The organism is Halolactibacillus miurensis, from assembly GCF_900116255.1.
Classification (GTDB): Bacteria; Bacillota; Bacilli; order Bacillales; family Amphibacillaceae; genus Halolactibacillus; species Halolactibacillus miurensis.
This window is the reverse complement of record NZ_FPAI01000001.1, coordinates 1-12,420: the sequence shown is the minus strand read 5'-3', so window position 1 is coordinate 12,420 and position 12,420 is coordinate 1. Positions and strand designations below refer to the sequence as shown.

Genomic DNA, 12,420 nt, shown 5'->3' with positions numbered 1-12,420 from the left:
GTGAAACTCATAAGTTATTTTATCATTATCTTTACGGGAATACTAGAAAAAGCCTTACCTTTTAACAAACTTCCTCATAAACATAGAAAAGTATCTACTTATGGCATTAATCATCTTTATTGATTTTAATTCATCAACCATCATGAGTCTTGAACTTTATTTTTCTGTCCTTGTTTTAAAAGTTTTGATTTAAACAACACATGCGTCAGACTTTTCTTTATCTCATGAAAATCTAAATCTTTCGTTGGCACTCGCGCAATAATCACAAAATCATAAGCTTGTTTTATCTCAGGATCAAGCTCATGAAACGCTTGTCTTAGATAACGTTTGATGCGATTTCTCACAACGGCATTGCCGACTTTTTTTGAGACAGATAACCCAATACGGAAATGGGTTTGATTTTGTTTCGGTAAGTAATAGAGAACGAGCTGACGATTGGCAAACGACGTCCCTCGTTTAAATACTTGTTGAAAATCATCATTTGATTTCAGTCGATATGCTTTCTTCATCTGTTTCTCCCCCTACCTACTTACCATTTGTGTATCTATTAAGTCATACGCACGTGCTTTATTCTAAAAATCGAATTTAACCGCTTTATTTTCTATCTATTAAAAATGGGATGATTCACTCATGTTTCTGTTTAACAGAGTCACGAGAGCGCTCATCCCAATATCTTTTCTCCACTTAACGTGAAAAAAAGACCACTGTCGTTAGTCAGTGGCCTATGCTGATAATACTTTTCTACCTTTGCTACGACGACGCTTAAGTACAAGACGTCCATTTTTCGTGCTCATACGCTTACGGAAGCCGTGAACTTTTTTACGCTTACGATTGTTTGGTTGAAATGTGCGTTTCATTTATACTACACCTCCCTGAGGAATTTCTAACTTTCATCTATTAGACAGCCTTATATATTATAAATAATACGAGACATGCCTGTCAATTATTATTCCTAGTGTTTACTCTACAATGTACTATAATAGCTTAAATTTTTCTGGTTGTCACGTATTTTTAAAAAAAAATAAAAAATCCTCTTAATTAAGAGGCGACTCTAACATAGTAAAAATCCAAAATAATATGATGCATTGAGGTTTTTTTGTCCCATACTAAGGATAATATTTTTCATTTCATCACTGTCAATCTTTACTGAAACTCGATAATTACTTTGATCAGTAGGCCACATTTTCAATGATGATATTTCCCCCCAATGTTTTTGATCCACTCAAACATGATACTGATTACCTTCTATTAGCACGCTTTCATTACCTACTGTCTTATCGTTTTCTACTTACTAGACGTCATTGACACATATTTATCCACAAGGACTCCTTTCTCTTATTTTCAACATTATCCACATGCTTTCCCCAGCATGCTTTTTCCTTTTTTTATTATCCACAACAATTATCGACAGGTTAAGCACACTTTCACACCTTGTGGATGAAAAATCCCCACATGTCTGTCGTTATGTGGATAACCATCGAAATACCTTGCAAAATCGCTCGTTTTTTGATATTATAACTGTGTTTAACTGAAAAAAATATATCACTATCTAAATAATTATCCACAGTCAGTGGATAACCTGTGGACATTTATTCACATCACCTGTATAAACTTATCAACAAAAATGTGTATAAAACGAACAACTGGTCTGATATACCATGATACAAGTCTTTCATTATCCACAGGCCTGTTTCTAAAACCTTTCGATCTTTTTATGAGATGGCGAGAGGTTTTTTATACTGAAAGCCACATTTTTAAATCTTAAAAACCGCTAACTTATAAGGGTTGGCGGAAACTACTGAAAGAAAGGAGCGTTTAAATGGAGAATATTGAAGAGCTCTGGGATAACACCTTAGAGGCGATTAAAGAAAAAGTCAGCAAGCCCAGTTATGATACGTGGCTAAAAAACACAAAAGCTGATCAACTAACAGATGATACATTAATTGTGTCAGCTCCTAATGAATTTGCACGAGACTGGCTTGAAAACCGTTATACAAGTCTTGTATCAGAAGCTATTTTTGAAGTAACAGGCGCTAAACTAAACACAAAGTTTGTGATTCCAGAACATGAGGCAGCTATTGAGGAGCAAATGAAGGCACCTATTAAAAAGCCAAAAACCGCGTCTGATAATCAGGAGCATCCAAAAACGATGTTGAATGATAAATATACATTTGATACATTCGTTATTGGTTCTGGTAACCGATTTGCGCATGCGGCCTCCCTTGCCGTCGCTGAAGCACCAGCAAAAGCTTACAACCCATTATTTATTTACGGAGGGGTTGGTCTTGGTAAAACCCACTTAATGCATGCGATTGGACATTACGTCCTCGATCATAATCCAGATGCCAAAGTCGTTTATCTTTCATCTGAAAAGTTCACGAATGAATTTATTAATTCTATTCGTGACAACAAAGCCGAAAACTTTAGAAGTAAGTACCGAAATGTCGACGTATTACTGATTGATGATATTCAATTTTTAGCAGGTAAAGAACAGACGCAAGAGGAATTTTTCCATACATTTAATACGCTACATGAAGAAAGTAAACAAATCATTATCTCAAGTGACCGACCACCAAAAGAAATTCCAACACTTGAAGATCGGTTACGTTCACGCTTTGAATGGGGACTCATTACTGATATCACCCCACCTGACTTGGAAACGCGCATTGCGATTTTGCGTAAAAAAGCCAAAGCAGAAGGCTTAGAAATTTCTAACGATGTGATGCTTTATATTGCCAATCAAATCGATACAAACATTCGTGAACTTGAAGGGGCTTTAATCCGTGTGGTCGCTTATTCATCACTGACGAATCAAGACATTGACCCGTCACTCGCAGCTGAAGCACTTAAAGATATTATTCCAAATACACGACCAAAAGTCGTCACCATTCAACAGATTAAAGAACTTGTTGGTGAACGTTATCAAATAAAATTAGCTGAATTCGCTGCTAAAAAGCGAACAAAATCGATTGCTTTTCCTCGTCAAATTGCGATGTATTTATCACGAGAGTTGACTGATTTCTCATTACCTAAAATCGGTGAAGAATTTGGTGGTCGTGACCACACAACCGTCATTCATGCTCATGAGAAAATTTCTAAGATGATTGATGCTGATCAATTACTTCAACGAGATATTGAAGACTTAAAAGAAAAGTTAAAGAGTTTTTAAGAAAAGCGTTGTGAACAGTGTGTATAACAAAACAAAGTTATAAACAAACTGTCCACACGTGGATAACTATAATAGAATAGGGGTTTAACTGAGTTATCCACATATCTACAGTCCCTATTACTATTACTACTATTTTTTTATAATAATAATTAATATATAGACTTCCACTAGGAGGAATTTTTCGTTATGAAATTCGTTATACAACGTGACTTACTATTAGAGAGTTTACAACATGTCATGAAAGCTGTTTCACCGCGTGTCGCTGTCCCGATTTTAACTGGGATTAAAATCGAAGCTCTACCAACAGGCATTAAATTAACAGGTAGTGATTCAGATATTTCCATTGAATCATTTATACCTAAAGAAGAAGATGGTTTAGTCCATGTCGAAAACATTGAAACAGGCAGCATCGTTGTTCAAGCTAAATATTTTCCTGAAATCATTCGTAAATTACCACTAAAAACCGTTGAAATTTCAACTGATGATCAATATCAAATGACGATTGTCTCAGGTGGATCTGAGTTTCACTTAAACGGTCAAGATGCGATGGAATACCCTCAGCTCCCGGTCCTACATACGGATAATAGTTTTGAGGTTAAACATGATATTTTTAAAGAAATGATTAAACAAACCGTCTTTGCGGTCTCAACTGTAGAAACACGTCCGATTTTAACAGGCGTCAACATGAAGATTGATAACGGTGAGATGGCGTTTGTTGCGACAGACTCACACCGACTCGCTTCTCGCTCAATCAAACTCGATTCAGACTTTGTTCATATTCAATTTGATAATATTGTTATTCCAGGTAAGAGTTTAGCGGAGTTAAATAAAATCATTGATGATACAGACGACGCCGTCACAATTAGCGTGGCTGATAATCAAATTTTATTCCAGACAAAAAACCTTTACTTCCTATCACGCTTACTCGATGGTAAATATCCTGAAACGAATCGGTTAATTCCAGCAGAAAGTAAAACATCAGTTAAAGTAAAGACTAAGACTTTACTACAAGCGATTGACCGTGCATCGTTACTCGCGAAAGAAAACAGAAACAATGTCGTAAAATTAGAAACAAAAGATAACTTCTTGCAGATCAGCTCAAATACACCTGAAGTTGGTCAAGTAACAGAAGAAGTCGTAACAGAAGAAATTAATGGGGAAAGCTTAAAAATTTCCTTTAGTGCGAAATATATGATTGATGCTTTACGGATTGTAGAAGAAGAATATGTGATGGTGCACTTTACTGGTGCGATGCGTCCATTTGTCCTCTATCCTGAAAACAATCACGATATTTTACAACTTATTCTCCCTGTCCGCACTTATTAACATGTGGATAAAGACAGTACGTAAAATACATTCGATGTATAACCTATCCTTTATTGGATAATAATTTTAATATCAGCAAAAAAGAAGCGTGACAATAAGATTCCACGCTTCTTTTTCATGTTTTTAAGTGTTTTTCCCCCTTTTCGGTCCGATTTAAGGTAAAATAGATAATAAGCAAAATAAAAGCGAATAGAGACGGATTTGCATCAAGCGTACTTTTTAGTAAAATAGAAAGAAGAATAAATAGTGAGCGGTTTATGGCTTAAATACGTTAAGGGAGGTAACATTTAATGGCGTCAGAAGAAATCGAAATTCGAACAGACTATATTACACTCGGTCAGTTTTTAAAATTGGCTAATGTGGTTGAATCAGGAGGTATGGTCAAACTCTTTTTAAGTGAGTCCCCCGTTTTTGTGAATGAGACACAAGATCAACGTCGCGGAAAAAAACTCTACCCAGGAGATTCAATCTCGATACCAGAGGTCGGTACATATACCGTAATAAAAAAGAACGTGTAAAATGACATGATGAAAGTTAGGAATTCGGATGTATATTGAAAATATAACACTTACCAATTATCGCAACTATCCCAGCCTTACATTGAGCTTTGACCCTAAAGTCAATGTGATTATCGGTCAGAATGCACAAGGTAAAACGAATCTCATGGAGGCTATTTATGTATTAGCGTTCACGAAATCTTATCGAACATCAAAAGATAAAGAACTTATGATGTGGGATGAATCTTATGCTAAAATAGAGGGTACGGTTTTTAAACGGAATTATCATGTTCCGATGGAAATGCAGTTCCAAGCAAAAGGTAAAAAAGCGAAACTCAATCATCTAGAACAAAAGCGTCTGAGTCATTATGTCGGTGCTTTAAACGTGGTGATGTTTGCACCTGAAGACTTAAATTTAGTCAAAGGTAGTCCACAAGTACGTCGTCGGTTTATTGATATGGAGATAGGCCAAGTTAAGCCCGTTTATATGCATCACCTTGGGCAATACCAAAAGATATTAAAACAACGCAATTATTTATTAAAAGATCTTCAACGTCGTAAGACGACTGATATAACCATGCTTGAAGTACTAACGGAGCAACTGATCACACATGCGAGTGAGATCTTACTCCGGCGCTTGTCGTTTTTGGAGATATTATTAACGTGGGCACGCCCGATTCATTCTGGCATCACTCAAGAGAAAGAGATATTAACGATTGATTATGATGCCTCGATTGATATCGATAAACAAGCGTCACTTGATGAAATCAGAGTGCAATATGAGGCAACCTTTAAACGACATAGACAACAAGAGATTGACCGAGGGACGACACTCTACGGTCCACATCGTGATGACCTCATTTTCTATGTGAACGACCGTAACGTACAAACTTACGGTTCACAAGGCCAGCAACGAACGACGGCCTTGTCTTTAAAGTTAGCAGAAATAGAGTTGATTAAAAATGAAGTCGGCGAGTATCCCGTCTTACTACTGGATGATGTGTTAAGTGAGCTCGACCGATACAGACAGAGTCATTTGCTTAATACGATTAAAGATAAAGTTCAAACCTTTGTGACGACAACCAGTGTAAACGATATTGAACATGAAACAGTGCAGTCAGCAACCATCTTCCACGTGGAGAATGGAGATATTGTGCGTGAAGAAAGAGGGGATGAGTAATGTTTATGCATATTGGGAATGATCAAGTCATTCAAACGAGTGATATTATCGTGATGATTAATCAACAAGATATTGAAGTCTCCTCGATTAACGAAGAGATGATTGATTATGCTGAACAAGAAGATGATGAACTCGACTATGATGAAGATGTCGTGAAGACAATTATCTTTACCAATGATGGAGTCTATTATAGTCCGCTCGCCATTCCAACACTCAAGAAGCGGACCAGCATTAAAGCGATTCTCTCGCAACAAGAATCGTACTAATCCTTGAAATACACACGACGTGTCAACGTCAGATAAGTGCTATGAAATTAAAGAAATGTAGGTGAACGTAGTGGCAATGGAAGAAAATTTCGAACAAGCTTATGATGAAAGTCAGATACAGGTTTTAGAAGGTCTTGAAGCGGTAAGAAAACGTCCAGGTATGTATATCGGTTCAACCGGTGAAAAAGGCTTACATCACCTCGTATGGGAAATTGTCGACAACAGTATCGATGAGGCCCTCGCGGGACACTGTGATCATATTCAAGTCATTATTGAAAAGGATAATAGTATTACCGTCATTGATAACGGTCGTGGTATTCCAGTTGGGATTCACGAAAAATCTAATCGTCCAGCGGTAGAAGTCATTATGACGGTCCTTCATGCTGGGGGTAAATTTGGTGGCGGCGGTTATAAAGTGTCTGGTGGCCTACATGGTGTTGGGGCATCGGTTGTTAACGCCTTATCAACGTCACTTGAAGTATTCGTCCACCGTGATGGTAAGATTTATTACCTTGACTTTAGTCGTGGGAAATTAACGACTGAACTTGAAGTGATTGGTGAAACCGAGATCACCGGGACAAAGATTCACTTTATGCCCGATAAAGAAGTATTTGAAGAAACAACGATTTATAGCTATGAAACGCTACAAACACGTCTCCGGGAATTAGCCTTCTTAAATAAAGGACTTAAGATCTCCATCGAAGATAAACGTGTCGAAGGCGATACGTCTGTCTATGAAGAATTTTACTATGAAGGTGGGATTAAATCCTACGTTGAATATTTAAATGGTTCAAAAGAAGTGTTACACGAACCATTCTATGCAGAAAAAGAAGAACAAGGTATTGCGGTTGAAGTCGCGATTCAGTATAACGATGGCTTCGCCAGTAATATCTATTCCTTCGCCAACAACATCCACACATATGAAGGCGGGATGCATGAGTCAGGCTTTAAAACCGGTTTGACACGGGTCATCAATGATTATGCCCGGAAAAATAATATGTTTAAAGATAGTGACCCGAACTTAACGGGGGATGATGTGCGTGAAGGGTTAACGGCGATTGTATCGATTAAGCACCCTGATCCACAATTTGAAGGCCAAACAAAAACGAAATTAGGTAACAGTGAAGTGAGAACCATCACGGACGCAACTTTTAGTGACTTATTCTCAAGCTTCTTATTTGAAAATCCTAATACAGCTAGAATCATTGTTGATAAAGGACTGATGGCTTCTCGTGCCCGGATGGCTGCGAAAAAAGCCCGAGAACTAACCCGTCGTAAAGGCGCGTTAGAAATCTCTAACTTACCTGGTAAGTTAGCGGACTGTTCAAGTCGTGATGCGTCTAAAAGTGAACTGTACATCGTAGAGGGTGACTCTGCCGGTGGTTCAGCTAAACAAGGGCGTGATCGTCACTTCCAAGCGATTTTACCGCTTCGCGGGAAGATTCTAAACGTTGAAAAAGCACGTCTTGACCGGATTCTATCAAACAATGAAATTCGTTCAATGGTGACAGCTATGGGGACAGGTATTGGTGAAGACTTTGATATTTCAAAAGCTCGGTACCATAAAGTGGTCATTATGACCGATGCCGATGTCGATGGGGCTCATATTAGAACGTTATTACTGACGTTCTTCTACCGCTACATGCGTCCACTGATTGACTATGGCTATATTTATATCGCTCAGCCACCATTATATAAAATACAACAAGGAAAAGCGGTCTACTATGCGTATAACGAAAAAGAACTTGACCGCATTTTAGCAGAAATCCCTAAAGCGCCACGTCCAGGTTTACAACGCTACAAAGGTCTTGGTGAAATGAATGCAACACAACTGTGGGAGACAACGATGGACCCTGATAATCGTACGTTACTTCAAGTCAATCTTGATGATGCGATCGAGGCAGATCAAATCTTTGATATGTTGATGGGTGATAAAGTCGAACCGCGTCGTAACTTTATTCAAGAAAATGCGGTCTACGTGAAAAACCTAGACGTATAAGACTTGTTTTAAAAAGTTTGACGAAAAAAAGCAATAAAAATGTGTCCTCAGTTGGATAGGAGGTAATTAAATGGTGGATCAAAAGCGTCCCCAGGTTCAAGAAATAAATATTGGTAAAGAAATGCGTACGTCATTTTTAGACTACGCGATGAGTGTCATTGTCTCACGTGCCTTACCCGATGTACGTGATGGATTAAAACCGGTACACCGCCGTATTCTCTATGCGATGAATGATTTAGGTATGCACGCAGATAAAGCCTATAAAAAATCCGCGCGTATTGTCGGTGATGTCATCGGTAAGTATCACCCACACGGTGATTCAGCTGTATACGAAGCCATGGTCAGAATGGCGCAAGATTTTAGCTACCGTTACCCACTTGTAGATGGTCATGGTAACTTCGGTTCTGTCGATGGTGACCCAGCGGCAGCGATGCGTTATACCGAAGCAAAGATGTCAAAAATCTCAATGGAATTACTGCGAGATATTAATAAAAATACGATTGATTATGCCGATAACTATGACGGTTCAGAACGTGAACCAGTTGTGTTACCGTCACGTTTTCCAAACTTACTTGTCAATGGTGCCTCTGGTATTGCGGTCGGGATGGCAACAAATATTCCTCCGCACCAGTTAGGTGAAACGATTGATGCGATTTTAGCGGTCAGCGATAATCCAGATATTTCGATTGAAGAGTTGATGGAAGATTACATTCACGGACCAGATTTTCCTACCGGTGCGACGATTCTCGGTCGCTCGGGTATTCGTAAAGCGTACGAAACAGGAAAAGGCTCGATTACGATTCGCGCTAAAGCTGAAATTGAGGAACAAGCAAATGGCAAGTCACGAATACTCGTGTCAGAGCTTCCTTATCAAGTGAATAAAGCGAAACTCGTTGAGAAAATTGCTGAACTGGCACGTGATAAAAAAATTGAAGGAATCACCGATTTACGTGATGAGTCTGACCGTAACGGTATGCGGGTTGTGATTGAACTTCGTCGCGATGCGAACCCAAACGTGTTGCTCAATAATTTATATAAACAAACATCCTTACAGACGTCGTTTGGTATCAATATGTTGGCACTCGTAGACGGACAACCAAAAGTGCTGACACTAAAACAAGCGCTTGAATATTATTTAGAGCACCAAAAAGTTATTATTCGTCGCCGGACAGAATATGAATTAGAAAAAGCAGAAGCAAGAGCGCACATCTTAGAAGGGTTACGGATTGCACTTGACCACATTGATGAAATTATTGCGCTGATTCGTGGGTCGAAAACAGCAGACGAGGCACGTACTAACCTCATTGAAAAATTCAGTCTGTCTGAAAAACAAGCGCAAGCGATTCTTGATATGCGTCTCCAGCGTTTAACTGGATTAGAGCGTGACAAGATTGAAGGCGAATACGAAGAACTTCAAACATTGATTAAAGAACTGAAAGCTATTTTAAGCGATGAATCAAAATTGATGGAGATTATCCGTGAAGAGCTACTTGAAATTAAAGCTAAATATAACGATACACGTATGACAGAGATTGCTTCTGGCGGATTTGACTTCTTTGAAGATGAAGATTTAATCCCTGAGGAAGACGTCGTAATTACCTTGACACATAAAGGTTATATTAAACGCCTGCCTGCTTCAACTTACCGGACTCAGCGTCGTGGTGGTCGCGGGGTACAAGGGATGGAGACAAGCGAAGATGACTTTGTTGAACACTTAATTTCAACCTCGACGCATGATACGATTCTCTTCTTCAGTAATAAAGGGAAAGTCTATCGTCTGAAAGGGTATGAAATTCCTGAGTTCGGTCGGACGGCTAAAGGGTTACCAATCATTAACCTATTAGAAATTGAAACAGGTGAGTGGATCAATGCGGTGATTTCAGTCAAAGCATTCGCAGATGACCATTACTTATTCTTTACGACAAAACAAGGGATTTCAAAACGTACTGAGTTATCGCAATTTGCGAATATTCGACGCAGTGGACTGATTGCTTTAAACTTACGTGAGGAAGACGAGCTTATTTCTGTTCGCTTAACCGATGGTGAAAAGAATATTGTGATTGCGACACGTAACGGGTCATTGATTCACTTTAAAGAAGATGCGGTTCGTTCGATGGGACGTACGGCAGCTGGCGTAAAAGGTATTAGCTTACGCAAAGGGGATTATGTCGTTTCAATGGAGATTTTAGACGAAGACCAATACGTCTTAAACGTCACGGAAAATGGTTACGGTAAACAAACACCACAATCAGAATACCGCATGATTAACCGTGGGGGTAAAGGTGTGTCTACTTGTAATATTACGGATAAAACAGGTAATGTCGTCGCTGTGAAAGCTGTTCGTGGCGATGAAGACTTAATGATCATTACTGAAAGTGGTATTTTAATCCGGATGCCGGTTGAGTCTATTTCACAAACGGGACGTAACACCCAAGGGGTCAAACTGATTCGTTTAGGTGATGATGAGACCGTTGCGACCGTTGCGGTTGTAGAAAAAACAGAAGAAGATGAAGCTTTAGAAGAAATGACTGGTGTTCAAAATGACCCAACAGATCCTGAAGTAACAGATTCTGAAGACACTTCAACAGATGAATCAACTGAACAAGCATCAGATGACGAACAATAATCTAACAATCAATCAATGATGAATAAGCGAAAGACTAAGGTCTTTCGCTTATTCTATACAAAAGGGGTGACGATATGCGTGTCCATCCAAAACAATTGGTGACAAACTGTGTGATTACTGAGGACATCTATAGTAAAGGCCTGCAGCCTATTATTCCAAAAAATACAGTGGTAACTCCGCTGATTCAAGAAGTACTAGACCGGTTTATGATTCAAGAAGTTGACGTAGATGACTATTTAGAAGACGGCATGACGTACTTTCCCCTACCGTTTGAAGCGGAGGAAGATACACATGAAAAGGTATTATCTACGCCATTTATGGAACATTATCATACCGTTGTTGAACAATACGAAAATCTGTATCAACTTTGGCAAAGTGGTGTACCCTTAGATATCCATAAAGTTAGAGAAACGATTATACCACTAGCCAAGCGTATTGATGAACATAAACGCGACGTCTTACTGTTATTTAAAGAAGTGACAAAAGATCGCTACTTAGCGCATCATAGTGTGGCAATGGCTCTGATTGCGTCTCTGCTTGCGAAACAGTCAGGTCATGATACGGACTGGATTCAAGTCTGTTTGGCTGGATTTTTAGCAGATAGTGGGATGTCCAAGATTAGCCAACGTCTTTTAAGGAAACCACAACCACTTGTTCCACCGGAATATGATCAAATAAAAAAACACCCGATCTATTCTTATCGCTTTGTGGAAAAGTGTGCCTCGTTATCAAGACAAGCTAAACTTGGGATTATTCAGCACCATGAAAAGCTTGATGGTTCTGGTTATCCAATGGGCGTGAAGCGTGCTAAAATTCATTCGTACGCGAAAATGATTGGAATCAGTGATAGTTACCATGCGATGATGTCTGAACGATATTATCAAAAAGAGAAACCGTTATTTGACACAATCATTGAGATGCGTCAACGGATCAATCATCAATTTGATGATCAATACTTATACCAATTCTTTTATCTGTTGGAAGAAACATTAAAAAATCAACAAGTGACCCTATCAACAGGTGAAAAAGCAGAGATTATTGAATTACACTTAAATAAGGATCCAGAAGCTATTGTGAGGGTGTATGGTACCAACAATATTTATACCCTTACACAGGATGCCTCACCAACAATAACCGCCTTTATTTAATTATAAGCACATAACGCTCATCACTGTCAGTCATCATAGACGACTAGTGGTGAGCGTTTTTATGAGAAAAGTAAAAATGGCCTGTATGAAAAATTGAATGACCCTATTTTTAAAGGTTGTATAATATTTGGTGTTGGTGAAGGGATTTTAAGTGAGATAGAGATTGCTCACTAAAATTACTCACTAGCACCTTTTTCTTTCTAAATATA

General features: G+C 38.6%; 10 protein-coding genes. 8 read left to right on the top strand and 2 right to left on the bottom strand.

Annotated elements, in window-relative coordinates:
* Positions 1 to 140: 140 nt before the first annotated feature.
* Both rnpA and rpmH read right to left on the bottom strand, forming a co-directional pair.
* Entirely contained in the window at positions 141 to 509 is a 369-nt protein-coding gene (gene rnpA / locus BM390_RS00050; protein WP_089852671.1) for a ribonuclease P protein component, read from the bottom strand.
* Positions 510 to 722: 213 nt separating this feature from the next.
* Positions 723 to 857, bottom strand: a complete 135-nt coding sequence (gene rpmH, locus BM390_RS00045) for a 50S ribosomal protein L34 (protein WP_062322791.1) — start codon at positions 855 to 857, stop codon at positions 723 to 725.
* A 962-nt stretch (positions 858 to 1,819) separates the two neighbouring features.
* Between rpmH and dnaA the strand changes: the two genes are divergently transcribed.
* The 8 genes from dnaA to BM390_RS00005 all read left to right on the top strand — a co-directional run bounded on the left by dnaA (position 1,820) and on the right by BM390_RS00005 (position 12,211).
* Positions 1,820 to 3,169, top strand: a complete 1,350-nt coding sequence (dnaA, locus tag BM390_RS00040) for a chromosomal replication initiator protein DnaA (RefSeq protein WP_089852670.1) — start codon at positions 1,820 to 1,822, stop codon at positions 3,167 to 3,169.
* Positions 3,170 to 3,355: 186 nt separating this feature from the next.
* Positions 3,356 to 4,495, top strand: coding sequence for a DNA polymerase III subunit beta (gene dnaN / locus BM390_RS00035; RefSeq protein ID WP_062322789.1), 1,140 nt, complete (start codon positions 3,356 to 3,358; stop codon positions 4,493 to 4,495).
* Between the two features lie 290 nt (positions 4,496 to 4,785).
* Positions 4,786 to 5,013, top strand: coding sequence for a S4 domain-containing protein YaaA (yaaA, locus tag BM390_RS00030; protein ID WP_062322787.1), 228 nt, complete (start codon positions 4,786 to 4,788; stop codon positions 5,011 to 5,013).
* Positions 5,014 to 5,041: 28 nt separating this feature from the next.
* Positions 5,042 to 6,172 (top strand): DNA replication/repair protein RecF, encoded by a 1,131-nt coding sequence (gene recF, locus BM390_RS00025; RefSeq protein ID WP_062322784.1) that lies wholly within the window; start codon positions 5,042 to 5,044, stop codon positions 6,170 to 6,172.
* Complete coding sequence (gene remB / locus BM390_RS00020) at positions 6,172 to 6,438, top strand: extracellular matrix regulator RemB (protein ID WP_062322782.1); 267 nt, start codon at positions 6,172 to 6,174, stop codon at positions 6,436 to 6,438. Before recF ends, remB begins: the two co-directional genes overlap by 1 nt.
* A 76-nt stretch (positions 6,439 to 6,514) precedes the next feature.
* On the top strand, positions 6,515 to 8,437 hold the full coding sequence (gene gyrB / locus BM390_RS00015; protein ID WP_177220598.1) for a DNA topoisomerase (ATP-hydrolyzing) subunit B: 1,923 nt from the start codon (positions 6,515 to 6,517) through the stop codon (positions 8,435 to 8,437).
* Between the two features lie 70 nt (positions 8,438 to 8,507).
* Positions 8,508 to 11,063, top strand: coding sequence for a DNA gyrase subunit A (gene gyrA / locus BM390_RS00010; protein ID WP_062322780.1), 2,556 nt, complete (start codon positions 8,508 to 8,510; stop codon positions 11,061 to 11,063).
* A gap of 74 nt (positions 11,064 to 11,137) precedes the next feature.
* Positions 11,138 to 12,211, top strand: coding sequence for an HD-GYP domain-containing protein (locus BM390_RS00005; protein WP_062322778.1), 1,074 nt, complete (start codon positions 11,138 to 11,140; stop codon positions 12,209 to 12,211).
* Positions 12,212 to 12,420 lie beyond the last annotated feature (209 nt).